This is a genomic window from Methyloceanibacter sp., from assembly GCF_050726195.1.
In the GTDB taxonomy this organism is placed as follows: Bacteria; Pseudomonadota; Alphaproteobacteria; order Rhizobiales; family Methyloligellaceae; genus Methyloceanibacter.
This window is the reverse complement of sequence record NZ_JBOHJC010000002.1, coordinates 102,887-127,141: the sequence shown is the minus strand read 5'-3', so window position 1 is coordinate 127,141 and position 24,255 is coordinate 102,887. Positions and strand designations below refer to the sequence as shown.

Annotated in this window: 21 protein-coding genes and 4 tRNA genes; 17 read left to right on the top strand and 8 right to left on the bottom strand. The window is 64.6% G+C overall.

Annotated elements, in window-relative coordinates:
• Nucleotides 1–21: 21 nt before the first annotated feature.
• The gene (locus tag ACRECX_RS02035) at nt 22–1,533 is read left to right on the top strand and encodes a sodium:solute symporter family transporter (protein ID WP_431557145.1); all 1,512 of its coding nucleotides are present in this window, start codon (nt 22–24) and stop codon (nt 1,531–1,533) included.
• Between the two features lie 19 nt (nt 1,534–1,552).
• Here ACRECX_RS02035 and ACRECX_RS02030 read toward each other — a convergent pair whose 3' ends face one another.
• Nucleotides 1,553–2,158, bottom strand: a complete 606-nt coding sequence (locus ACRECX_RS02030) for a hypothetical protein (protein WP_431557144.1) — start codon at nt 2,156–2,158, stop codon at nt 1,553–1,555.
• An 81-nt stretch (nt 2,159–2,239) separates the two neighbouring features.
• Nucleotides 2,240–3,790, bottom strand: a complete 1,551-nt coding sequence (locus tag ACRECX_RS02025) for a S10 family peptidase (RefSeq protein WP_431557143.1) — start codon at nt 3,788–3,790, stop codon at nt 2,240–2,242.
• 555 nt (nt 3,791–4,345) lie between these two features.
• Here ACRECX_RS02025 and ACRECX_RS02020 point away from each other — a divergent pair.
• Nucleotides 4,346–6,226, top strand: a complete 1,881-nt coding sequence (locus ACRECX_RS02020) for a hypothetical protein (protein WP_431557142.1) — start codon at nt 4,346–4,348, stop codon at nt 6,224–6,226.
• A gap of 55 nt (nt 6,227–6,281) precedes the next feature.
• Nucleotides 6,282–6,521, top strand: coding sequence for a hypothetical protein (locus ACRECX_RS02015; RefSeq protein WP_431557141.1), 240 nt, complete (start codon nt 6,282–6,284; stop codon nt 6,519–6,521).
• A gap of 1 nt (nt 6,522) precedes the next feature.
• Here ACRECX_RS02015 and ACRECX_RS02010 read toward each other — a convergent pair whose 3' ends face one another.
• Nucleotides 6,523–6,807, bottom strand: a complete 285-nt coding sequence (locus tag ACRECX_RS02010) for a hypothetical protein (protein WP_431557140.1) — start codon at nt 6,805–6,807, stop codon at nt 6,523–6,525.
• Nucleotides 6,808–6,979: 172 nt separating this feature from the next.
• Between ACRECX_RS02010 and ACRECX_RS02005 the strand changes: the two genes are divergently transcribed.
• A complete protein-coding gene (locus ACRECX_RS02005) occupies nt 6,980–7,222 on the top strand; it encodes a hypothetical protein (RefSeq protein WP_431557139.1) in 243 nt (80 codons plus the stop codon).
• 64 nt (nt 7,223–7,286) lie between these two features.
• Here ACRECX_RS02005 and ACRECX_RS02000 read toward each other — a convergent pair.
• The 4 genes from ACRECX_RS02000 to ACRECX_RS01985 form a co-directional block, all read right to left on the bottom strand.
• A tRNA-Thr gene (locus ACRECX_RS02000) sits at nt 7,287–7,362 on the bottom strand.
• A 218-nt stretch (nt 7,363–7,580) separates the two neighbouring features.
• Entirely contained in the window at nt 7,581–8,585 is a 1,005-nt protein-coding gene (locus ACRECX_RS01995; RefSeq protein WP_431557138.1) for a hypothetical protein, read from the bottom strand.
• Between the two features lie 124 nt (nt 8,586–8,709).
• Nucleotides 8,710–9,129, bottom strand: a complete 420-nt coding sequence (locus tag ACRECX_RS01990; protein WP_431557137.1) for a hypothetical protein — start codon at nt 9,127–9,129, stop codon at nt 8,710–8,712.
• Nucleotides 9,130–9,138: 9 nt separating this feature from the next.
• Nucleotides 9,139–9,408: a DUF883 family protein gene (locus ACRECX_RS01985; RefSeq protein ID WP_431557136.1), complete on the bottom strand. Its 270-nt coding sequence runs from the start codon at nt 9,406–9,408 to the stop codon at nt 9,139–9,141.
• A gap of 265 nt (nt 9,409–9,673) precedes the next feature.
• Here ACRECX_RS01985 and ACRECX_RS01980 point away from each other — a divergent pair, with 265 nt between their 5' ends.
• Together ACRECX_RS01980 and ACRECX_RS01975 are read left to right on the top strand one after the other, a co-directional pair.
• The gene (locus ACRECX_RS01980; protein ID WP_431557135.1) at nt 9,674–9,997 is read left to right on the top strand and encodes a hypothetical protein; all 324 of its coding nucleotides are present in this window, start codon (nt 9,674–9,676) and stop codon (nt 9,995–9,997) included.
• Nucleotides 9,998–10,218: 221 nt separating this feature from the next.
• Complete coding sequence (locus ACRECX_RS01975) at nt 10,219–10,626, top strand: hypothetical protein (protein WP_431557134.1); 408 nt, start codon at nt 10,219–10,221, stop codon at nt 10,624–10,626.
• 50 nt (nt 10,627–10,676) lie between these two features.
• On the opposite strand, the gene rlmB is transcribed toward ACRECX_RS01975, so the two are convergent.
• Entirely contained in the window at nt 10,677–11,468 is a 792-nt protein-coding gene (gene rlmB, locus ACRECX_RS01970; RefSeq protein ID WP_431557133.1) for a 23S rRNA (guanosine(2251)-2'-O)-methyltransferase RlmB, read from the bottom strand.
• 191 nt (nt 11,469–11,659) lie between these two features.
• Here rlmB and ACRECX_RS01965 point away from each other — a divergent pair.
• The 11 genes from ACRECX_RS01965 to rpoC all read left to right on the top strand — a co-directional run bounded on the left by ACRECX_RS01965 (nt 11,660) and on the right by rpoC (nt 23,962).
• Nucleotides 11,660–11,744, top strand: a tRNA-Tyr gene (locus tag ACRECX_RS01965).
• 121 nt (nt 11,745–11,865) lie between these two features.
• A tRNA-Gly gene (locus tag ACRECX_RS01960) sits at nt 11,866–11,939 on the top strand.
• A 130-nt stretch (nt 11,940–12,069) separates the two neighbouring features.
• Nucleotides 12,070–12,146: transfer RNA gene (locus tag ACRECX_RS01955), tRNA-Trp, on the top strand.
• A 62-nt stretch (nt 12,147–12,208) separates the two neighbouring features.
• The gene (gene secE / locus ACRECX_RS01950) at nt 12,209–12,406 is read left to right on the top strand and encodes a preprotein translocase subunit SecE (protein WP_431557132.1); all 198 of its coding nucleotides are present in this window, start codon (nt 12,209–12,211) and stop codon (nt 12,404–12,406) included.
• Nucleotides 12,407–12,410: 4 nt separating this feature from the next.
• Entirely contained in the window at nt 12,411–12,941 is a 531-nt protein-coding gene (gene nusG, locus ACRECX_RS01945) for a transcription termination/antitermination protein NusG (protein WP_431557131.1), read from the top strand.
• Nucleotides 12,942–12,983: 42 nt separating this feature from the next.
• Complete coding sequence (gene rplK / locus ACRECX_RS01940) at nt 12,984–13,412, top strand: 50S ribosomal protein L11 (RefSeq protein ID WP_431557130.1); 429 nt, start codon at nt 12,984–12,986, stop codon at nt 13,410–13,412.
• Between the two features lie 3 nt (nt 13,413–13,415).
• Nucleotides 13,416–14,114 (top strand): 50S ribosomal protein L1, encoded by a 699-nt coding sequence (rplA, locus tag ACRECX_RS01935; RefSeq protein ID WP_431557129.1) that lies wholly within the window; start codon nt 13,416–13,418, stop codon nt 14,112–14,114.
• A 334-nt stretch (nt 14,115–14,448) separates the two neighbouring features.
• Nucleotides 14,449–14,967 (top strand): 50S ribosomal protein L10, encoded by a 519-nt coding sequence (gene rplJ, locus ACRECX_RS01930; protein WP_431557128.1) that lies wholly within the window; start codon nt 14,449–14,451, stop codon nt 14,965–14,967.
• Between the two features lie 44 nt (nt 14,968–15,011).
• Complete coding sequence (gene rplL / locus ACRECX_RS01925; RefSeq protein WP_431557127.1) at nt 15,012–15,389, top strand: 50S ribosomal protein L7/L12; 378 nt, start codon at nt 15,012–15,014, stop codon at nt 15,387–15,389.
• 157 nt (nt 15,390–15,546) lie between these two features.
• Nucleotides 15,547–19,680: a DNA-directed RNA polymerase subunit beta gene (rpoB, locus tag ACRECX_RS01920; RefSeq protein WP_431557126.1), complete on the top strand. Its 4,134-nt coding sequence runs from the start codon at nt 15,547–15,549 to the stop codon at nt 19,678–19,680.
• Nucleotides 19,681–19,759: 79 nt separating this feature from the next.
• Nucleotides 19,760–23,962, top strand: coding sequence for a DNA-directed RNA polymerase subunit beta' (gene rpoC / locus ACRECX_RS01915; RefSeq protein ID WP_431557125.1), 4,203 nt, complete (start codon nt 19,760–19,762; stop codon nt 23,960–23,962).
• Nucleotides 23,963–24,255 lie beyond the last annotated feature (293 nt).

Genomic DNA, 24,255 nt, shown 5'->3' with positions numbered 1-24,255 from the left:
ATCTTCGTGAGGGCGGGCTTCGTGCGGATCGTGCGGCCCGTGTCCGACTTCTACGTCGCGGCGCGGCTGATGCCGGCTCTGTTCAATGGCATGGCGATCGCCGTGTCGCTGATGCCGGTTCCGGTGTTCATCGGGCTCGCCGGCGGCATCGGCCCGTCCTGGGAAGGCAGCACTGCGCTCGCCGTCGGCGGCGCGTTGGGGCTAATCCTTGGTGGGCTTGTGCTCGCGCCTTACTTGCGCATGTATGGCGGCTACACCATTCCCGACTTTCTCGCCGAGCGGTTCGGCGGCGACAAGGTGCGGCCGCTCGCGGTCGTGGCGGTGCTGCTCTGTTCGTTCCCCGCGCTCGCCGCCGCTCTGCTCGCGCTCGGCCTCATCGCATCCTCGGTGTTCCCGGTCACGCTGCCGCTTGGGGTGGGGGCGGGCGTGGCGATGATCTTCCTGTGCACTCTGATCGGCGGCATGCGGTCGCTCAGTCTCGCGCAGATCGCGCAGTACACCGTCGCGCTGATCGTCGCGCTGACCGGACTAGGCGTGGTGCTGTGGCAGACCGGCTCCATATTCAGCGCCGAAGTGCTCCTCCTCGATGAGGTCATCCCGAAAATCGGGATTCAGGCGTTCGCGCACCACGGCGCCGCCAACCGTGTTGGCCTGATCTTCTGCGTCGCGGCAGGCACGGCGGCGCTGCCTTTTCTCCTGATGCGGAGCTTGACGGCGATTTCGCCTGCGGAGGCGAGGGGGTCATTCCTGGCGGCGCTGCCGTTCGCCGGCGTGCTGTGTCTCGCCGCCCCGGCCTTTGCGGCGCTGTTCGAGGCGGCATGGGTCGGTGCCGATGACGGCTTGTCCATGTCCGCCGAGGCGTTGCTCGCCGTTGGCGCGGTTGCCGCGCTGCTCGCCTCGGGAAGCGCGCTCGCGCTCGCGATCGCCAACGCGCTGTCCTACGACTTCTATTACAAGACCGTGCAGCCAAGGGCGTCCACCGGCCGACTGCTGCTCGTGGCGCGTTTGTCGGTCGTTCTCGTCGCCGGACTTGCGGCGCTCGCCGCAGTGGCCGAGCCGCAAGCGATGCTGACGGCGACGGCCGCGGCCCTGTCGCTTGCGGCCAGCGCGTTCCTGCCGGCGCTCGTGCTCGGGGTGTGGTGGAAGCGCGCCACGAGCGACGCCGCATTGGCGGGCATGACCGCCGGGCTCCTGGTGTGCCTTTACTACATGCTGGCGCCGGAGATCATCCCGTTCGCCTTCTACGAATCGTCGAGCTTCCTCTCCAACGCGACGGAGGCGCAAGCCTCCGCCTACGAGGCGATGCAGCAAGGCTACTACCTTGCCGAGGGCGCGACCAAAGAGGCGGTGCTTTCGGACTGGGAGGCGACGACGAGGCGGATTGCCAATTGGTGGGGCGTGCGGTGGCCGTTCGCCGGCCTGTTCGCGGTCCCGATCGGGTTCCTGGTGATGATCGGGGTCAGCCTGCTGACGCGGGCGCCGTCAGAGGACGTGCAGCGCTTCGTCGAGGAAATGCGCGCCGGCGCGGCTTAGGCGCTGTTATTCCGCGTCCCTATTCCGACGGTGAGTCGGCGGCGGCTTGTGGGGGCGGCGGGCCGCCGAGCAGGCGGAAACTGTCGCGGAAGCGCAACGCGTCCTCGCTCTTGGCGTGATTCTTGGGGCCGGCTGTCACCAGCATGTAGATGCGGTCGCCGTTGGCCACGATGTCGATCAGGTGGTTGAGCGTGCCTCGGCCGTCCTCCGCCTGCGCTTCGTAGCCGGGGCGTCCGTCGATGGTCCTGGCCTGCTTCGAGCGCACGCGGGTGCCGCTGCCCTTGGTGTAAGCGTCGATGACCTTGGTAAAATAGTCGGGCTTTGGCGGGTTGGGGGCGCGCCCTTCAGGATACTCGAACACCACCACGCTATAGACGGTGTCGTCGCCGACGCTCACCTGATAGTCATGTTGGAGCAGCGGATTCTGTCCCGACACCGGCGTGCTCGCCGCCTTGGGCTTGCTCGTCACGCCGGGAAAGGACGCGACGAAGCCGCGCTCGGAGAAGTGAAACTCCTGCCATTGCGGGGCCTCAGGCTCCGGCGTTTCGGTCTTGTCCTCGGCGATGCCTGGGGAAGCGGCGGCAACAAGCAGGGCGGCTGCCAGTGCGAGGCGACGAGCAAACATTCGCAATTCCTTCGTGCGGTTTGTCCAGAATCGCAATTCTAGCCGATCACTTGCGCGGGTTCATCCGGAAGGCGGCATGGGTCAGCCTTGCGAGGGCGTGCCCAGCGCACGGCGGTACATCGCTTCAACGTCCTGTTTCAGCGCGCGCCGGGAGTCGGGGCGCAGATACAGCATATGGCCACCGGCGTAGTCCTGGACGGTGATCGGGGCCGCGCCTTCGAGCGTCGGCAGCTGCTTCACGAGATAGGTCGGCACGAGGTAGGGCGTGATCAGGTCGGTGTAGCCGGTGGCAATCAGCACTTCGAGCCCGCGGTTCGCGGCACGGGCCTGCTGGATGTCGTCGAGCACCCCGGCATAGCCCTGGCGCGTCGGGCTCGTGCCGAAGTCCCACTTGCCGCGGATCTCGCGATTGAGCAGGCGGTAAGCCTCGTCGGTTTCATAAGCGAGATCGTCCTGCGCGTATTGGACGAACGCCGAGGTCCACAGTGGCACCGTCGCGTCGAGCACGGGGTCGGGCCCGCGTGGCCAGGAGCTCGACGGGTGCGGGTCGGGACCGCTCACGCTGCCGTCGTAGCGGCTCAGGAGCTTGCCATTGGCGCGGTCGAACTCCTTGATAAAGAGAGAGGGCGAGATGCGCGCAAGGTGACGCTCCACGATGTCAAGCGGCAGGCCGGTCAGTTCGGCCACGCGCGCGCTTGCCGCCTTGCCGCCTTCCTCGCCGCCGGAGGCGAGCGCCACGAGGTAATCGGACAAGGCATAGGTCTCGGCGTCTTTCAACGCTTCAGCGAGTTCCTCGCGCGTGGTGATGCCTCCGGTCTCGAGCTTGACGGCGGCATAGGAGGGAAGGGCGAGCGCCCACGGCAGCGGGTCGTAGTCCTCACCATAGAGGAGGGAGAACTCGAGCGCAGGCGACACCAGCACAAGCCCGCTAGGCGAGATACCACTCGACTTTTGCAGCTTGCGCGTGATGGTCGCCGCGCGGAAGCCGCCATAGCTCTCGCCGGCCAGGAATACCGGGGAGGACATACGCCCGTTCTCGATCAGGTAAAGCCGGATGAACTCGGCGAGAGCTTCGGTGTCCTGCTCCACACCCCAGAAGTCATGCTCATTCTTGTCGCCGACCGTGCGGCTGTAACCGGTGCCGACCGGATCGACGAACACGAGATCGGTAAACGACAGCCAGCTCGCGTCGTTGTCGATCAGCCGTGGCGGCGGACCGAGCAGTTCGCCATTGGAGTTGGCTTCGACAATCCTCGGCCCCAGGGCGCCGAGATGGAGATAGGCCGATGCGGCGCCAGGTCCACCGTTGAAGACAAAGGTGACAGGCCGCTTGGCGTCCTCCGGCTGGTGCGCGTAGGCGACGTAGAAGATTTCCGCCTTGGCGGTGCCTTGTTCGCGAAGCGCAACGGCGCCGGCCGTGGCGCTGTAACTCAAGCTCTCGGTTCCGAAGGTCTTGGTGTGGAAGGTGATCGCCGCCGGCGGGAGCCGTAGAACTGGCGTCTCGGTTGGGCTCACCTGCTCGGCCTTGGGGGCCTGGGACTCCTCGGCGCGCAGAGCGGGAGCTTGGGCGAACAGGGCGAGGACGGCGCCAAGGCAAAGGACACCGGCGATACGGCGGAGGGCGTCTGTCACGTCCGGTCGATGCTCCGAGGTTAGAAGGCGGGCTGCTCACGGACTTAAGCAGCCAAACGGGCAGTCTCAAGGCGCCCCTGGGTGTAGGCCGGCCAAAGTTCACGACCATCACGGCGCCATCATTGTGGAGCAGCAAGGCCGAGATCGAGTACCAGAAGAGGCGCGACTTCGACCGCGTCCTGGGCGGACTTGACGACCTTTGAGGCTCCGCGTTGCCGGTGCCACACTTCCGATAAATCGCCTGGAGGCGGGGTTTCGCCGTTGGCCCCAATCGGTTTGCCAGATAAGCTAAGGCAAGCGGAGAGCTGACAGCCAACAGTCCTGCCGCGCTTCCCGGTGACGATCCAGACCGTGCGGCCTTTGGGTGGGGGCGGTGCCGGGACGTTCGCCTTGCTCAAGGCGGGGCATGGGTGGCAGTCCATCGCGGCCGAGGCTCCGAGATCGGGGGCGGGGAGCCTTGGGCGGCGACAGTGTTGCGTTCCCCCGGGTGGTGGCAATGAGTCTTGATGATGCTGAGGCTCAACCCGGATCGGTTCGGTAGCGGAGCCTCTCGGCATGGCCAGTCCGATGCGTGAGAAACGTGCCTGGTCGACGCAGGAAAACGACGCCGAATCCAAAGAGACGGCGGCGTTCGAAGCGACCGTTGCCGCCGCCAAGGACACCGCCGCCAAGTCCGGCGCGTTCCTGTCCACCGCCAAAGAAGATCTTACCGATCATCGCCGCTGGCTGCAGGCGCAGACGGTCGCCGTGGAGCGCGACCGCGCGCGGCACGAGCGCTGGCTGCAACGCCAGCGCGACCATCGCGTGGCGATCGCGCGCAAGGAACGGACCCGCCGCCGCCGCCAGCTCATGCGGCAACGCGCGTTACGCGCGGTGCAGCAGGCGGTTTGGGCAGCCGGGCTGTTCGTGCGCTCGCTCGTCCTTCTCATCGTCGCGAAAATTGTCGGCGCCATTAGATTTGTCGGATCGCTCATCGCGCGGGGCGTTGCTGCTGTCTATGCCGGTGTGCGTGGCCTCGTGCTCGCCGACGCGCGCCAAGCCGCCGCCGCGGCGCGATGGACGGGCGCCAAGGTCATGGCCTTAGCGCGCTGGGTTGGTGGTGTCGTGTCGTCGGGTGCGGAGTGGAGCGGGACCAAGGCTGTGGCCTCGGCGCGCGCGGGCGGCGCGGCGCTGGCCGTGGGGTCGGCAGTCGTCGCGGCAACGGCGCAATCCTCTGCGCGCGCGGGCGCGCGCGGGCTCGCGGCGGGGTCGTCGCTCATGGCGTCGAGAGCCGGCGCCCTGGGGCACTCCGCGGGCCGGTCGCTTGGCAAAGGACTCTCACTTGCCGCTATCATGGGATCGGGGCTTGCTGATGCAACCGCCCAGACGTGCAGGCGCGGGCTCGCGATCGCCTCCCGCCAAGCCTCGGCGGGTGCGGCTGCGGGCAAGCGCGGTATTTCCGCGGCATACGCGTGGAGCAAGCCGAGGGTGCAGGCACTCGCGCCCGCGCTCTATGTGCGCATTGCCAAGGCCGGGCGGCAGGCGGAGCGCTATGCGAGGGCGGCCGCCGCCCGCGCCAAGGAGGCCGTGCCGGCGCGGGGCGCGCCATCGGCCGGTTCGCAAGGTGCCGCCGTTGAAATCTACGGGCCGTTCCCCGACGGGTATCGCATTAACGGCGTCTCGCTCAACGAGCCGCTCTCCGTCGCTGCGGAGGCGCCCGTTGCGCCTCCGGTCGAAAGCGAAAACGCGCTATCCTCATGGGCTGGACCTTCACGGGCTTGGCCTTCATGGGCTTGGCCTTCATGGGCTCGGTCTTCATGGGCTCGAACGAGGGACGTCGACCTAAGTCAGATGATGATCATCGCGGGCGCCGTATTGCTAGTCTGTGGCGGGCTGTTGCTCGGCGGCGGTCTCATCTTGCGGGCCGGCGCGGGAACGCAACAGGCCGCCGAGGAGGAGATGGAGGCCGGCATCTCCTGGACGTTCGAGGAACCCGACCGGCCGCTGCCGGAGCGGGCGGTGTTCACGCTCTCGGGGACGCCGGCGTCGTTCCGCATCAACGGGCTGAAGATCAGCGGCATCAACGAATCGGACCAGCCTTTGACCTCGGTTCAGGCCGTGCTCAAGCCGGACGTGCAGAGACCTGCCCTCAAGCTCACCCTCCAAGTCGACAAGGCGGGGGTGGCGATCGATGACGGCGACGATCAGGCGCAATCGCTCGAAGTCGTGCCGGAGCACACGGTGCCGCCGCACGCGCCGTTCCGGCTCGTGTTCTCATTCCCGCCGGAAGCGATGGACGGCGAGGACGGGATCACGGTGGAGGAGTTCTTCGAGTCCTATGGCGGCCTCGTGCTCAATCTCACCTACGAGATCGACGGCAACCGCAAATCGCTGATCCAATATCTGCCGCCGCAGATGCTCAGATCGCAGTTGGACGAGGTGGCGGCCGGTTCATAGGCGCCGGGAACTGAGGCGCGACGCGCGGCGTTGATCCTTCCGAATGGAGACGCCAATGACGAAGCGCAACCCGAAACGCAGCGGGAAACGTGAAGGACTTGCCGAGGCCAACGAAGCCGTCAGCCGACCTGAAGATCCCGACACCCACCGCCAGCGCCGGGCGGCGCGCCTGCTTAGGGCCGACATGCTGCCCATGGGCGCGGCCATGATCACGCAAGACGACGAACTCGCGGAAGACTCCGAGACGAAGGCGGCGCTGAAGCGGGCGACCGATTCGCGCGATCGCAGATCCTAGCCTAGTCGCAGTCGATGATGCGCGCGCCGCAACCGCGCAGCCTGAGGCAGGTGTTGAACTGGACGCAGCAGCGGGTGCCGCAGCCGGCGATGTCGGCGGAGGCGTCCAAGGCCCGGGCGTTGCACACGCTGTTGCAGGAGACGATGTCGTTCTGGCAGACGCGCAGGCTTTGACTGCCTGGGGCGCACGCCGATTGGGTCGGTCGCAAGGATTGCAGGGGCTCTTGGGCGAGGAGCGCGGCGGGCGCCAACAAGAGCCCAAGAGCCAGCAACACGATCCTGGTCATTATCACGCTACCCCGACGCCGTCCCCGAGCGCTCGACTGTACAAAGGAGCCTGCCTTCGCGGGCTCCCCCGCCCCCGGATCATAAACCAAGTCAGCGCCCTGGCAACGAGGCTAGCATAGCTGTACCGCGGGTTAGGGGATTGTTCATCGGTTCGGGGAAATCTCGGAGCCGATGAAGAAGTCGGCCGCACAACTCATTGAGCAGATCATCCGCGCCAAGACGGCCTTGCATCTCAGGCTCGCCGCCGATCGAAGCGGCGGCAAGCGCGATGTCGGGGGGACGCGCATCGAGGACCTGATCGTCGAGGTGGATGACGGCCTCGCGCGCTACGAACGGATGCTCGTTCTGTTCAAGAACGAGGATGCGGCCGCGGCCATGATGGAATCGGCCGACATGGACGCCGACGCCGAGTAAGACGGCCTCGCCGGAGATCTCGTCCGCCCTCTACCGTCGCAGAAAACCCAATGTGCTTTGGAAATGGTGCCGGCTGGAGGATTCGAACCCCCGACCTACTGATTACAAATCAGCCGCTCTACCACCTGAGCTAAGCCGGCCCCGAGCCGAAGATGGGCCTGCACGTCTGTCAGTTTCAACCCCAGCGTCTTAGCCTGACTTACTCTACTTTTCTACTCACACGCTGTCATGGCCGGGCTTGTCCCGGCCATCCAATGATGACCCTGTGCCGGTTCGCCTCTTGAGCCAAGCTGCACGGCCCTATTGGATGCCCGGCACTAGGCCGGGCATGACGAGGGCGTTGGAGGAGCGCGGTCCCTCAGAAGGTCGAGAAGCGGTAGGTGGCGTTGCCGAACACGCCGAAGCGCTCGCTCTCGAAATCCTGGAGCTTGGTGGTCACGCCGAGATTGACGAAGTCCGACTTGCCGTTGGTCTCGGCGTACCAGTAGCGGACGCCGGCGCCGAGCGCCCAGCAGTCGGTGACGTCGAGCCGCACCTCGCCTTCGAGCTGATAGCCCCAGCCGGTGCCGTGGTCCTCGATGTTCGGCACCCGGCCGAGGTCGGTGCGGAGATAGTGGCTGTCCTCGTTCCACAGATAGGCGCCGGGCACTATGGCGAGGTCGCCGCGTAGGGTGAGCCGGTTCCAGAGCTTGGCCTTGATCTCGGCGCCGAGCCTGATCGACGCCCAGCTCGCCTCGTTGGTGATGACGCGTGTCGAGAACGGCACGGCGATGGAGCCGGCGGGACCGCAAAACGCGCCGCCGACATCGTCCGGGTTGCAGCGGGCGCCGTAGCCGTCGACCGTCTCTTCCCAATAGTTGATGCCGACAAAGGGGCTGACCACGAGGTTGGCCCGCGCGCGTTCGACCAGGGTGAAGTCCTGGCCAACGTCAATGGTGCCGTAGATCAAGTCGTCGCCATCGAGTCGGCTGAACGTGTCGGAGAACTTGATCTGGCCGACGAAGAAATCCTCGTCGTCGAGGCTGCCGCCGTCGAGCCAGCCGCCACCGACGAAGCCCTTGGCGAAGGTGCGGGTCTCGTTGCGCGCGCTCCACACGAACTCGAGCGCGTTGGCGTTGATGCCGTCATAAGTGAGCGTGGAGGTCGGGTTGCCGAGGAGCGGCGCCTTCTTGCTCGAATTGATGTCGAAGCGGGTCGAGCCCTCGCTCCACCAATAGCGCAGGCCGAGCTCCCATTGCGGCGGGGCGTTGGCGCCAGGCGGCAGCGGAATGGCGTAGGGCCGCGGCACCTCATAGACTTGCGCGTGAGCGCCGCCCGCGATGCAGGCCGTGGCCAGCAGCACCAGACACAAGCCTCTCAGCATCTCAAGTCCGCCTTGCCCTTGGTTGGGATGGGTCCCTTGCTTACGCGCAAGGGTGCAAGGCGGGTGGTTAAGACGGGATTAAAATGCGTGCTGGGATGAGACGAAACCAGGGATCAGAAGTCAGTTAGCGGCGGCGGCTGGCGAGGAGCCCGGCGGCGAAGGCGATGAGGAGGAGGGTGAGGGGCCCCACCTGCTGCATCGCCTTGCCGACGCTCTGGTCGACCATGCCGAGGCCTTCGGCCGGCGCCGCCACATAGTCTTCTCTCCGCCGCCGCGGCCGATCGAACAAGGGCAGGGTGGCGAGGATGAGGAGTCCGAGCACGGCGAGCGCGCCCGCCACAATCCCCGCCGCGCCAAGCGCCGTGAAGCCATACACTGCGATGAGCGCCTGATAGGCGGCGACCAAGCCGAAGCCTGCGGCGAACAAAAGGACGACGATGGCGACGGCGATGACGATCGCCTTGCGCATCGACCGCTCGACTGTGTCCTTGATCCGCGCCCCGATCTGGAGAGATGAGAGGAGCGAGAGCGCGAGGCGGAACATCGGCTCGTCCTAGCGGCGGGTGAGGATGCCGAGCAAGAAGCCGAGACCGGCGGCGATGGCGACGGACTGGAGCGGATTGCGCTTGATCGCTTCCTCGGCCTCTTGCGCCGTCTCCATGGCCTTGTCTTGGGCCCGGTTGATCTGCTTGCCGGCGATCCGGCTCACCGTCGAGGAGAGGTTCTGCATGTCGGCCCGGATCGCATCGAGCTGCGCGGCCAAGTCTTCCGTGTCGCGGCCCTGGCTCCGTTTGGAGCTGCCCGCGGTATCAGTTGAGGACATTGGGGGGTTTCCTTCCTGAAGAAGCTTCGTGTGAGTACATATGAGGAAGTAACTCTGCGGCTAAAGCTTCGTTCCGTTTGCGGGGTTATGGCTAAAGCCTTGGTTGGCTGAGTTGAGGGACACGGGTGCGCCGCTGTCAAGGGCTGTCGCATGCTGGCGCGCGAACCATGCATGGCCATTCGTTGCCGGAGCCTTGCGTTGCCTGCTCCTCTCTTTTTGTTTAGAGTCCGATTGCTTAAGAGGGGTGCCGCAGGGGGAAACCGGCATGGGATACAAGCTTGGGCTCGCCGCGCTTGCGGCCGCATGCCTGTTCGCCGCAGCGCCGCAGAATGCCGCGCAGGCGATGAGGGCGCCTCCACTAACCGTGACGGCGGCGGCGCTGGTCCTCGATGCAGCTCAGGAGGGGGGGCCGCGCTTCCACCATGGCCGGCGCGGCAAAACCGTCTATTGCCTGGACCGGACCTATTGGTGGTTCTATCGGCCCTACACCACGGCGCCGGCCGACTTTCCGCGCTGCGAGCCGTATTTCCATTATCTCGAGCCCGCCTACGGGCCGCCTCGCGCAAAGTCGGACAACTATTATCGCTAAGACCCGCGAAGTCTCGGCACAGTTTATCTTGCCATAATATTTGACGTCCAGCCGATTTGTCTCATTTTGGGCCGATCGTTAGTGTTTTACTTATGTCTTTGGTCCCCAAAACAGGCGTTCATTAACTTTACCGATACTTGGGACGCGTAGTCTCGGCTCAGCCTTCCGGCGGCCCGGACAAGCGCCAGGAGGGGGTATCTCGTCCGAGTGGAGTCCCAAAGATGAAAGTCGTGTTGAGTGTTGCCGCCGTGCTGGCGCTGGCGGTTGGCGTCGGTGTGACGGCGGTCGACGAAGCGGATGCCGGCTGGTGCCGCGCCGGCTGGCGCTGCAACGCCGCCGTTCTCGTTCCCGCTCCCAATCCCATCCCGCTCCGCCGGATGAGGCCTCGTGTCGTGGCGCCTGCCCCTTGTGTTGCGCCGTGCGCTGCGCCAGTCGCCGTGGCACCCGCGCCTTGCGTTGCGCCGTGCGGTCTGCCACCCGGCCCGACCGCGTATCGCTATCAGGCGCCGGCCTACTACGCCTATTACAAGCAGCCCGCCTATTGGGGCGAGTGCGGCTTAAGCACCTGCAACACCTATTGGCGCAGGAACTGCTGGTACGATTCGTTCGGCCGCCGCTTCTGCAACTAACTGTGCGCTGCCCGGCACAAGGCCGGGCATGACGGGACAGAGGTTTGCGACTAGCGGGTCTTGAGGCGCGCCCAATGCATGGCGATGGCCGCGGCGTTGGAGACGTTGAGGCTTGCGAGCGCGCTCGCCGTCGAGATGCGGCATAAGACGTCGCAACGCTCGCGCGTCAGCTGGCGTAAACCTTTACCTTCGGCGCCGAGGACGAGCGCGAGCGGCCGTGTGAGCACAGCTTCCTCGAGCGCCTCGTCCGCTTCCTCCGCCAGACCGACGCGCAAGACGCCGCGCTCGCCGAGTTCGGTCAGCGCCTGCGCCAGATTCTTGACGTGCACGATGGGCACGAGGTCGAGCGCGCCACTCGCCGCCTTGGCGAGCGCGCCTGAAAGCGGCGGGCTGTGCCGCTCGGTCAAGACAAGCCCCGAAGCGCCGAAGGCGGCAGCCGAACGCAGCGCCGCGCCGACATTCTGCGGGTCGGTCACCTGGTCGAGGACGAGAAGGATGCCGTGCGGATCGACGTCGTCGAGGCCGACCGGCGGTAGAGGCTCGGTCTCGAGGAGGATGCCCTGATGCACGGTGTCGGGACCCAAGAGCCGGTCGAGATCCCTCGGCGTGACTGGCTCGGGCGTCAGCTTGAGCCGGGCGAGGAGGGGGCCGAGCCGGTGCGCGGCGTTCTCCGTGGCGAGAAGACGGAGGACGGGCCGATTTGGGTTGGTTAAAGCCGCCTCGACGGCATGGAGTCCGAAGATCATCGTCCCGTCGCTCTCAGGACGGCTCCGCGGGGGCCTTGCCTTGCCGCGTTGCCCTTGAACGAAGGGTTTGGAAAACTTACGTTTTTGGCGGGGCATGGGTTCGTTTGTGGCTCGGCGGGAGGGGCGGCTAGGACGATAAAACCTAGGAAATCCAGTCCGCTCGCCTTGATTTACAGTTGACAGAGGGCAAATGGCTACCCATAAACGCACCAATTGCGGACCCTGCCGGCCGACGGCGGGGTGTTTTTGCTTGGTTACAATCACCAGTCAATCCATCTGAACTCCAAGGAGGGGTGCCCGAGTGGCTAAAGGGGACGGGCTGTAAACCCGTTGGCTATGCCTACGTTGGTTCGAATCCAACCCCCTCCACCATTCAGGGATCAGAGAGCAGAACTCGGACATCAGAAGGGATCGATGAGATTTAGAGGGAACGGACGAGATAGCACTCGCGGCGCTGATTCTGACTTCTGACTTCTGATTTCTGAATCCTGATGCGGGTGTAGCTCAATGGTAGAGCAGCAGCCTTCCAAGCTGAATACGAGGGTTCGATTCCCTTCACCCGCTCCAGGGATCAGAAGTCAGAGATCAGAAATCAGATCGAAGCACAGAGATAAGGGCAAGAAAGAGCAACGGAAAATGGGCGACAGAGTCAGCGCGAAGAGTTCTGAGTTCCGATTTCTGACTTCTGAACCTGAATAGGAGTGTAGCTCAACTGGCTAGAGCACCGGTCTCCAAAACCGGGGGTTGGGGGTTCGAGTCCCTCCACTCCTGCCACGGTCAGGGGCTCAAACAAGAAGGACAAGGGACCGGAACAGGTTCCCGCGGCAAGGACAGAGATGGCGAGAACGAATCCGTTTGAGTTTATCCAGCAGGTGCGGACCGAGGTGTCCAAGGTCACCTGGCCGACGCGCCGGGAGACGCTGATCACCGCTTTCATGGTGATCCTCATGTCATTCGCCGCGGCGCTGTTCTTCCTCGGTGTCGATTGGGTGTTGAGCATCCTCGTCAAGTTCGTTCTGGGTATGGGCCGGTAGTCCGATGGCAATGCGCTGGTACATCGTCCACGCCTATTCGAACTTCGAGCGGAAGGTCGCGGAGTCCATCAGGGAGCGCTCCGCCGCCGCCGGACTGGGCGACAAGTTCGAGGAGGTGCTGGTGCCAATGGAGGAGGTCGTGGAGATGCGCCGCGGCCGCAAGATCGCCTCCGAGCGCAAGTTCTTTCCGGGCTACGTGCTGGTGAAGATGGATCTCAACGACGAGACCTATCACCTGATCAAGTCGACGCCGAAGGTCACGGGCTTTCTCGGCACCGACAACAAGCCGATCCCGATCACCGAGGAGGAGGCCGGGCGGATCCTGCAGCAGGTGCAGGAGGGCGTCGAGCGGCCGAAGCCGTCGGTTACCTTCGAGATCGGCGAGCAGGTGCGCGTCGCCGACGGTCCGTTCGCCTCGTTCAACGGCCTCGTCGAAGAGGTCGACGAGGAGCGGGCGCGGCTCAAGGTGGCGGTATCGATCTTCGGCCGGGCAACGCCGGTCGAGCTGGAATATGCGCAAGTGGAGAAGCTCTGAGAGCTTCGCGTGAGATAAGCGGGAACGCGGGACGTGTAAGGGATGGCGAAGAAGATAGACGGTTACATCAAGCTGCAGGTACCGGCGGGGCAGGCGAATCCCTCGCCGCCTATCGGACCTGCGCTCGGTCAGCGCGGGGTCAACATCCCGGAGTTCTGCAAGCAGTTCAACGCGGCGACGCAAAAGCTCGAGCCGGGCTCGCCGATCCCGACGGTGATCACGGTCTATGCCGACCGCTCGTTCTCGTTCGAGATGAAGACGCCGCCGGCGTCCTTTCTGCTCAAGAAGGCGGCGAGTATCGGCAAGGGCTCCAAGGAGCCGGGCCGCACGGGCGCAGGCAGTGTGACGCAGGCGCAGCTCCGCGAGATCGCCGAGCTTAAAATGCAGGATTTGAACGCCAATTCCGTCGAGCAAGCGATGAAGATCATCGCCGGGTCCGCCCGCTCGATGGGTCTCGAGGTGCAGGAGTAGACAATGAGCAAACCCGGCAAAAGGTTTCGCGCGGCCGCCGAGCCGATCGATCACGAGAAGCTCTACGCGATCGAAGAGGCGGTGAAGCTGGTGAAGGAGGGGGCGAAAGCCAAGTTCGACGAGACGATCGAGATTTCCATGAATCTCGGCGTCGATCCGCGCCACGCCGACCAGATGGTGCGTGGTGTGTGCGCCTTGCCGCACGGCTCGGGGCGCAAGTTGCGCGTCGCCGTCTTTGCCAAGGGCGCCAAGGCGGAAGAGGCGAAGAAGGCTGGCGCCGACTTGGTGGGCGCGGAGGATCTCGTCGAGCAGGTGCAGAAGGGCGTGATCGAGTTCGACCGCTGCATCGCCACGCCGGACATGATGCCGCTCGTCGGACGCCTGGGTAAGGTCCTCGGGCCCCGCGGCCTGATGCCGAACCCGAAGGTCGGCACCGTCACCGCCGATATCGGCCCGGCCGTGAAGGCGGCAAAGGGCGGCGCGGTGGAGTTCCGCGTCGAGAAGGCCGGGCTCATCCATGCCGGTGTCGGCAAAGCGAGCTTCAGCGAGCAGGCGCTGGTGGAGAACATCCGCGCGTTCGCCGACGCGGTGATGAAGGCGAAACCCTCGGGCGCCAAGGGAACGTTTATGAAGAAGATCGCCGTGACCTCCACCATGGGGCCCGGCGTCAAGGTCGAGCCCGCGAGCCTCGGCAGCGGGTAGTGACAAGAATTTCGGGACCTCGGTCCCGAAGGATCGCTTGGCAGTCCAAGCGATCCAAACCTGTCCGAGATTGCAGGTGCGGGAAACCGCTTAAGCCTTTCGGGCCTGCATGAGACGGGAGACGAACGGTTCGATGGATGCGGGACTGCCGCAACCAGGAGATCGGTTTGAACCTCGTATGTGGCTCTAACGCAATTTCGCGTGCGAGCGGGACAGGCAACAGAGCGCCGCTTGCAAGAGCGGGGCGGCTTCGTGCCTTGCCCCGGACTTCGAGCGGCACGTTGTGGCCGAAGGCCGCGAACTTTGCTCGCGGCCTCTAAGAGACGGAGTGAGCATGGAAAGAGCTGAGAAGCGCGAAGTCGTGTCAGCGCTTCACGACGTCTTCGCCAAGACCGGCGTCGTCGTCGTCGCTCATTATGCGGGCCTGTCGGTCGCCGACATGACCAAGTTGCGCAGCGATATGCGAAGCGCTGGCGGCCGGGTCAAGGTTGCGAAGAATAGGCTCGTGAAGCTCGCGCTGGAAGGTACCGACGCCAAGGGTATCGCGGATCTTTTGAAGGGGCCGACATGCCTCGCGTTTTCCGACGATCCCATGGCGGCGCCGAAGGTGGCCGTCAAGTTCGCCAGGGGGAACGAGAAGTTCGTGATCCTCGGCGGCGCGATGGGCGCCACGGTGCTCGATGCCAAGGCGGTGAGCTCGCTTGCCGAACTGCCATCGCTCGACGAACTGCGCAGCAAGTTGATCGGCCTCATTCAGGCGCCGGCGAGCAAGATCGCCCGCACCTTGAACGAACCCGGCGCCCAACTTGCGCGGCTGTTTGCGGCCTATGGCAGCAAGGAAGCGGCGGCGTGACGCTGGAAACCCAATACGAGAGTTGAACATACGAGGACAAACCAATGGCAGACCTGCAGAAAATTGTGGACGAGCTTTCGACCCTCACGGTGCTTGAGGCCGCCGAGCTCGCCAAGTTGCTGGAAGAGAAATGGGGCGTTTCGGCCGCAGCGCCCGTGGCCATGATGGCCGCCGCCGGCGGCAGCGGCGAGGCCGCTGTGGCTGAGGAGAAGACGGAATTCGACGTCATCCTGACCGCAGCCGGAGCCCAGAAGATCAATGTGATCAAGGAGGTGAGGGCAGTCACCAGCCTTGGCCTGAAGGAGGCCAAGGACCTTGTCGAAGGCGCGCCGAAGCCCGTGAAGGAAGGCGTGTCCAAGGACGAGGCCGAGAAGGTCAAGAAGCAGCTCGAAGCGGCGGGAGCCACGGTCGAGCTGAAGTAAACTCGGGTTGAAAGGCGCCCGGGCCGGCCCCATATAGGGGGGTTCGACCCGGGCCCCCAAACCCACCTAAATCGAGTGATGTGACCGGTCTCCAGAGTCTCCGCGCCCACAGCGTGGAGTCTCCGGCGAGCCGTCGCGACGAGCCCAAGAGGACCACATGGCGCAGCAGACTAATGGTCACAAGCGATACCGGAAGATGTTCGGCCACATTGTTGAAGTGGCCGAGATGCCGAACCTCATCGAGGTTCAAAAGCAATCCTACGATCAGTTCCTGATGGTCGAGGAGCCCGAAGGCGGCCGCGGCGACGAGGGGCTCCAGTCGGTATTCCGCTCCGTGTTTCCCATTAGGGACTTCGGCGAGCGCGCCCAGCTCGAGTTCGTCCGCTACGCGTTCGAGCTGCCGAAATACGACGTCGAGGAGTGCCAGCAGCGCGGCATGACCTACGCCGCGCCGCTCAAGGTGACGCTCCGGCTCATCGTGTTCGATGTCAACGAGGAGACCGGCGCCCGCTCCGTCAAGGACATCAAGGAGCAGGACGTCTATATGGGCGACATGCCGCTGATGACCTCGAACGGCACGTTCGTCATCAATGGCACCGAGCGCGTGATCGTCTCGCAGATGCATCGCTCTCCGGGCGTGTTCTTCGACCATGACCGCGGCAAGACGCACTCCTCGGGCAAGCTCCTGTTCGCCGCTCGCATCATTCCCTATCGCGGCTCGTGGCTCGACTTCGAGTTCGACGCCAAGGACGTCGTCTATGTGCGCATCGACCGCCGGCGCAAGCTGCCGGTGACGACCTTGCTCTATGCGCTCGGGCTTGACGACGAGGAGATCCTGTCGACGTTCTACGACCGCATCGTCCTCAAGGCGACCAAGGAGGGATGGCGCATGCCGTTCCGCCCCGATCGCATGCGCGGCATCAAGCCGACCACCGACCTGATCGACGCCAAGACCGGCAAAGTGGCGATCGAGGCCGGCCGCAAAGTTACGGCGCGTCTAGCCAACAAGCTCGCCGACGAAGGCCTCAAGGAGTTGCTCATCAGCGACCAGGACCTCTTCGGCCGCTATCTCGCCCAGGATATCGTCAACCTGGAGACGGGCGAGATCTATGGCGAGGCGGGCGAGGAGATCGACGAGAAGCTGCTCGCCACGTTGAAGGATCTTGGGCTCAAAGAGATCCCGATCCTCGACATCGATCACGTCAATATCGGCGCATTCATCCGCAACACGCTCGCCATCGACAAAAATTCGAACACCGACGAGGCGCTGCTCGACATTTACCGGGTGATGCGTCCGGGCGAGCCGCCGACGCCGGAGGCGGCGCAGACGCTGTTCAACGGCATCTTCTTCGATTCCGAGCGCTACGACCTGTCGGCCGTGGGCCGGGTCAAGATGAACATGCGCCTCGACCTCGATGCGCCCGACACCGTGCGCACCTTGCGCAAAGAGGATATCCTCGCCGTCATCAAGACCTTGGTCGGCCTGCGCGACGGCAAGGGAGAGATCGACGACATCGACCATCTCGGCAACCGCCGGGTGCGCTCGGTCGGCGAGCTGATGGAGAACCAGTATCGCGTCGGCCTGCTCCGCATGGAGCGCGCTATCAAGGAGCGCATGAGCTCGGTCGATATCGACACGGTGATGCCGCAGGATCTGATCAACGCCAAACCCGCGGCCGCCGCGGTGCGCGAGTTCTTCGGTTCCTCGCAACTGTCGCAGTTCATGGACCAGACCAATCCGCTGTCGGAGATCACCCACAAGCGGCGCCTGTCGGCGCTTGGGCCCGGTGGCCTCACGCGCGAGCGCGCCGGCTTCGAGGTGCGCGACGTGCACCCGACCCATTACGGGCGCATCTGCCCGATCGAGACGCCGGAAGGTCCGAATATCGGCCTCATCAATTCGCTCGCCACCTACGCGCGGGTTAACAAGTACGGTTTCATCGAGAGCCCGTACCGCCGCGTGGTGAAGGGCAAAGTGACCGACGAGGTGGTCTATCTCTCGGCCATGGAGGAGGCGCGCTACGTCATCGCACAGGCGAATGCCCAGCTTTCGCCGAACGGCAGCTTCGTCGAGGATCTCATCGTCTGCCGGCACGCCGGCGACGTGGAGCTCTATCCCCGCGAGAAGGTCGATCTCATCGACGTGTCGCCGAAGCAGCTCGTGTCGGTGGCGGCCGCGCTCATTCCGTTCCTCGAGAACGACGACGCGAACCGCGCGCTGATGGGCTCCAACATGCAGCGCCAGGCCGTGCCGTTGATCACGGCGGAGGCGCCGCTGGTCGGCACCGGCATGGAAGAGGTGGTGGCGCGCGATTCAGGCGCCGCCATTGGCGCCCGCCGCACCGGCATTGTCGATCAGGTGGATGCCACGCGTATCGTTGTCCGGGCGACGGAGGAGACCGATCCTTCGAAGTCCGGCGTCGACATTTACAACCTGCGCAAGTTCCAGCGCTCGAACCAGAACACCTGCATCAACCAGCGGCCTCTGGTGCGCGTGGGCGACTACGTGCAGTCCGGCGAGATCATCGCCGACGGGCCGTCGACCGATCTCGGCGAGCTCGCGCTGGGCCGCAACGTGCTCGTCGCGTTCATGCCGTGGATGGGCTACAACTTCGAGGACTCCATCCTCATCTCCGAGCGCGTGGTGCGTGACGACGTGTTCACCTCGATCCATATTGAGGAGTTCGAGGTGATGGCGCGCGACACCAAGCTCGGGCCGGAGGAAATCACCCGCGACATTCCCAATGTCTCGGAAGAGGCGCTCAAGAATCTCGACGAGGCGGGCATCGTCTATATCGGCGCCGAAGTGAACCCCGGCGACATCCTGGTGGGCAAGATCACGCCCAAGGGCGAAAGCCCGATGACGCCGGAGGAGAAGCTGCTTCGCGCCATCTTCGGCGAGAAGGCTTCCGACGTGCGCGACACCTCGCTCAAGCTGCCGCCCGGTGTGTCTGGCACGGTGGTCGAAGTGCGGGTGTTCAACCGCCACGGCGTCGAGAAGGACGAGCGCGCCATGGCGATCGAGCGCGAGGAGATCGAGCGGCTCGCCAAGGATCGCGACGACGAGCTTGCCATCCTCGACCGCAACGTCTACGGCCGTCTGAAGGACGTGTTGATGCACAAGGTCGTGGCCAAGGGCCCGAAGGGCATCAAGAAGGACGCCAAGATCACCGAAGCTTTGCTCGACGAAGTCGCGCGCAGCCATTGGTGGGAGATCGCGCTCAAGAACGACAAGGCCATGGCCGAGGTCGAGGCGATCGGCCGTCAATACGAAGAGGCAAAGAAGCGGCTCGAGCAGCGCTTCGTCGACAAGGTCGACAAGCTCCAGCGCGGCGACGAGCTGCCGCCCGGCGTAATGAAAATGGTCAAGGTCTTCGTCGCCGTTAAGCGCAAGGTCCAGCCCGGCGACAAGATGGCCGGCCGGCACGGCAACAAGGGCGTGATCAGCCAGATCGTGCCGATCGAGGACATGCCGTATCTCGAGGATGGGACCCCGGTCGACATCGTGCTGAACCCGCTCGGCGTGCCGAGCCGCATGAACGTCGGCCAGATTCTCGAGACGCATCTCGGCTGGGCGTGCCGCGGTCTGGGCAACAAGATCGGCGAGGCGCTGCACGCCTACCAGGAGTCGCACAGGCCGAAGCCGCTCAAGGATCTGCTCAAGACGATCTACGGCGACGACAAGGCGATTGCCGCCCTGAAGGACGAGCACCTCATCGAGGTGAGCCAGAGCCTCGCCGCCGGCGTGCCGGTGGCGACGCCGGTGTTCGACGGCGCCCATGAGCGGGACGTCACGGCGATGCTGGAGGCGGCCGGGCTCGATTCGTCGGGTCAGGTGACGCTCTACGACGGCCGCTCGGGCGAAGAGTTCGAGCGTAAGGTGACAGTGGGCTACATCTATATGCTGAAGCTCCACCACCTCGTCGACGACAAGATCCACGCGCGCTCGATCGGACCTTACAGCCTCGTGACCCAGCAGCCGCTGGGTGGCAAGGCACAGTTCGGCGGCCAGCGGTTCGGCGAGATGGAGGTGTGGGCGCTCGAAGCGTACGGCGCCGCCTACACGCTGCAAGAGATGCTGACCGTGAAGTCCGACGACGTGGCCGGCCGGACCAAGGTGTACGAGGCGATCGTCCGCGGCGATGACACGTTCGAGGCGGGCATCCCCGAGTCGTTCAACGTGCTCGTCAAGGAAATGCGTGCGTTGGGATTGAATGTCGAGTTGGTGCAGCCGAAGCCTGAGGAGCAGCAGCCGCAACGGGCGCGGTTGCCGCGGCCCGCGGCCGAGTGAGCCCCGCCCCTAGGCTCGAACCTGTATCCGATTACGACCAACCGAAGGGCGGCGGAGCCGCCCGTTGGGAGAGAAGAAAATGAACCAAGAAATCGTCAACCTCTTTAGTCCTCAGACCCAGCAGCAGAACTTCGATCAGATTCGCATCGGTATCGCGAGCCCTGAGAAGATCCGCTCGTGGTCGTACGGGGAGATCAAGAAGCCGGAGACGATCAACTACCGCACCTTCAAGCCGGAGCGCGACGGTCTGTTCTGCGCGCGCATCTTCGGCCCGGTAAAGGACTACGAGTGCTTGTGCGGCAAGTACAAGCGCATGAAGTACAAGGGCGTCATTTGCGAGAAGTGCGGCGTCGAGGTGACGCTCGCCAAGGTCCGGCGCGAGCGCATGGGCCATATCGAGCTTGCCGCGCCGGTCGCGCATATCTGGTTCCTGAAGTCGCTGCCGTCCCGCATCGGCCTTCTGCTCGACATGACGCTGAAGGACCTCGAGCGTGTGCTCTATTTCGAGAACTACATCGTGCTCGAGCCCGGCTTGACGTCGCTCAAGCCGCTCCAGCTTCTGTCTGAGGATGAATATCTGAAGGCGCAGGAGGAGTTCGGCGAGGACTCGTTCACCGCATCGATCGGCGCCGAGGCCATCCGCGAGCTCTTGAAGGGTCTCGATCTTGAGAAGATCGCCGCCGATCTCCGCGTGGAGATCGCCGAGTCGACCTCCGAGCTCAAGCCGAAGAAGCTCGCCAAGCGCCTGAAGGTGGTTGAGGCGTTCATCCAATCGGGCAACCGGCCGGAATGGATGATCCTGACCGAGGTTCCGGTCATTCCGCCGGAGCTTCGTCCGTTGGTGCCGCTCGACGGCGGCCGCTTCGCGACGTCCGATCTCAATGATCTCTATCGCCGCGTCATCAACCGGAACAACCGGCTGAAGCGGCTGATGGAGCTCCGCGCGCCCGACATCATAATCCGCAACGAGAAGCGCATGCTGCAAGAGGCAGTGGATGCGCTGTTCGACAACGGACGGCGTGGCCGCGTCATCACCGGCGCAAACAAGCGCCCGCTGAAGTCGCTCGCCGACATGCTGAAGGGCAAGCAGGGCCGGTTCCGCCAGAACCTGCTCGGCAAGCGCGTCGACTACTCCGGCCGCTCGGTGATCGTGGTCGGCCCCGAGCTCAAACTGCACCAGTGCGGCCTGCCGAAGAAGATGGCGTTGGAGCTGTTCAAGCCATTCATCTACGCGCGGCTCGACGCCAAGGGCCACGCCGCCACCGTGAAGCAGGCGAAGAAGCTGGTGGAGAAGGAGAAGCCCGAGGTGTGGGATATCCTCGATGAGGTGATCCGCGAGCACCCGGTCCTGCTCAACCGCGCGCCGACCTTGCACCGCCTCGGCATTCAGGCGTTCGAGCCGGTGCTGATCGAGGGCAAGGCGATCCAGCTGCACCCGCTCGTCTGCGCGGCGTTCAACGCCGATTTCGACGGCGACCAGATGGCCGTGCACGTGCCGCTGTCGCTCGAGGCGCAGCTCGAGGCGCGCGTCCTGATGATGTCGACCAACAACATCCTGCATCCGGCCAACGGTTCGCCGATCATCGTGCCGTCGCAGGATATCGTGCTCGGCCTTTACTATCTGTCGCTGGTCATGGACGGCGAGCCGGGCGAGGGCATGATGTTCGGCAACGTGGCCGAGATTCATCACGCGCTCGACGCCAAGGTCGTGACCCTGCACACCAAGATCAAGGGCCGCTTTATCACGGTCGACGAGAAGGGCAACCAGGTGTCGCAGGTTCATGACACGACGCCCGGCCGCATGCTGCTCGGCGAGCTGCTGCCGCGTCGGCCCGAAGTGAGCTTCGATCTGGTCAACCGCCTCCTCACCAAGAAGGAAATCTCCAACTTGATCGACGTGGTGTACCGCCACTGCGGTCAGAAGGAGACGGTCATCTTCTGCGACAAGATCATGGGACTCGGCTTCTCCTATGCCTGCCGCGCCGGCATCTCGTTCGGCAAGGATGACATGGTGATCCCGGAGACCAAGGACGATATCGTCCACAAGACCTCGGAACTCGTGCGCGAGTACGAGCAGCAGTACAATGACGGCCTAATCACCCGGGGCGAGAAGTACAACAAGGTTGTCGACACCTGGACCGAGTGCACCGAGCTGGTTGCCAAGGAGATGATGAAGCGCATCTCGGCGGTCGAGCGCGATCCGAAGACCGGCCGCGAGAAGCCGATCAACTCCATCTATATGATGTCGCACTCCGGAGCGCGCGGGTCACCTGCGCAGATGAAGCAGCTGGCCGGCATGCGCGGCCTGATGACCAAGCCGTCGGGCGAGATCATTGAGACGCCGATCATCTCCAACTTCAAGGAAGGGCTGTCGGTGCTCGAGTACTTCAACTCGACCCACGGCGCCCGTAAGGGTCTGGCCGACACGGCGTTGAAAACGGCGAACTCGGGCTACCTCACGCGGCGTCTGGTCGACGTGGCGCAGGATTGCATCGTCACCGAGGAGGATTGCGGCACCGACGGCGGCATCACCGCCCGCGCCATCCTGGAGGCGGGCGAAGTGACCGTGTCGCTCGGCCAGCGCGTGCTCGGCCGCACCGCGGCCGACAACGTCAAGAATCCGGCGACCGGCAAGGTCATTGTCAAGGCCGGCGAGCTGATCGAGGAGGAGCAGGTCGAGGCCATCGAGCAGGCCCGGGTCCAGGAGATCCGTATTCGCTCGGCGCTGACCTGCGAGACCCGTAACGGCATCTGCGCCAAGTGCTACGGGCGCGATCTCGCCCGCGGCACGCCCGTCAACATGGGCGAGGCCGTCGGCGTCATCGCCGCGCAGTCGATCGGCGAGCCGGGCACCCAGCTCACCATGCGCACGTTCCACCTGGGCGGCGTGGCGAGCTCCAAGGTTGTCGATCAGTCGTCTCTCGAGTCGAACTTCGAGGGCACGGTGAAGATCAAGCAGAAGAACATCGTGCACGACTCGCAAGGCCGTGCCATGGTCATGGGCCGCAACACAGCGATCGTGATCGTTGACGAGGAGGGCACCGAGCGCGCCGTGCACCGCTTGCCGTATGGCACGCATCTGCGCGTCGACGATGGCGCCCATGTCAAGCGCGGCGATCGCCTCGCCGAGTGGGATCCGTACACGCGTCCCGTGCTGACGGAGATCGAAGGCACCGTCGACTTCGAGGATCTGGTCGAGGGCGTGTCGGTCAGCGAGCGGCGCGACGAGTCCACCGGCATTACCAACAGCGTGATCATCGATTGGCGCGCCTCGCCGCGCGGCGTCGATCTTAGGCCGGCCATGGTGATCAAGGACAAGAAGGGCAAGATCGGCAAGCTCGCACGCGGCGGCGAAGCGCGCTACCTGCTTCCCGTCGATGCGGTGTTGTCGGTCGAGCCCGGTCATGAGGTGAGCGCCGGCGACGTGCTGGCGCGTATCCCCATGGAGAGCGCCAAGACCCGCGACATCACGGGCGGTCTGCCGCGCGTCGCCGAGCTGTTCGAGGCGCGGCGTCCGAAGGATCACGCCATCATCGCCGAGGTCTCGGGCATTGTGCAGCTAGGCCGCGACTACAAGAACAAGCGGCGCATTACCATCGTCCCGGACGACGAGAGCCAGGAGCCGGTCGAGTTCCTGATCCCCAAGGGCCGGCACCTGACCGTCCAGGAGGGCGACCGCATCGAGAAGGGCGAGTACCTGCTCGACGGGCACCCGGCGCCGCACGATATCCTCGCCATCAAGGGCGTGGAGGAGCTCGCCAACTATCTCGTCAACGAGATCCAGGAGGTCTACCGCCTCCAGGGCGTCACCATCAATGACAAGCACATCGAGGTGATCGTCCGTCAGATGCTCCAGAAGATCGAGGTGGACGAGGCGGGTGATACCGAGTTCCTCAAGGGCGAGCAGGTGGACCGCATCGACTTCGAGGACGCCAACATCGCGGTCGAGGCCAATGGCGGCAAGCCCGCCACGGGTCAGCCGGTGCTACTCGGCATCACCAAAGCGAGCCTCCAGACGCGGTCGTTCATCTCGGCGGCCTCGTTCCAGGAGACCACGCGGGTGCTCACCGACGCCGCCGTAAACGGCAAGTCGGACGCCCTCGAGGGCCTGAAGGAGAACGTCATCGTCGGCCGGCTCATTCCGGCCGGGACCGGCGGGATGCTCTCCAGGCTGAACCGCATTGCCGCCCACCGCGACGACTTGATCCTCGAGGAGCGGCAGCGGACCGATCATGAGGAGATTGAGGCCGAAGAATCGGCGGAGGAGGGCGCCTCGGCATAGTCAGGCGTTAGAGGTCAGAAATCAGGGGTCAGAGGGGCTTCGAAGCACCCTCTGATTTCTGATCACTGATTTCTGTCACCTGAAACCCTTGACGATTGAAGAATCAGCCTGATAAAACGCGCGCACTTTCGCGGCAGGCGGTAGCCCAACTAAATTGGTTGCCTTCGGGCGCGGGTTAGACGCTGCCGGACTAACCGGGATCAGATCAGGGTCAAGATCTTGGGGGCATTGCCCTCCGAGGTCCTCTGTATTGAGGGGCTGAAGGACGCGGGGGTTGCCCCGCACTTCGGCTC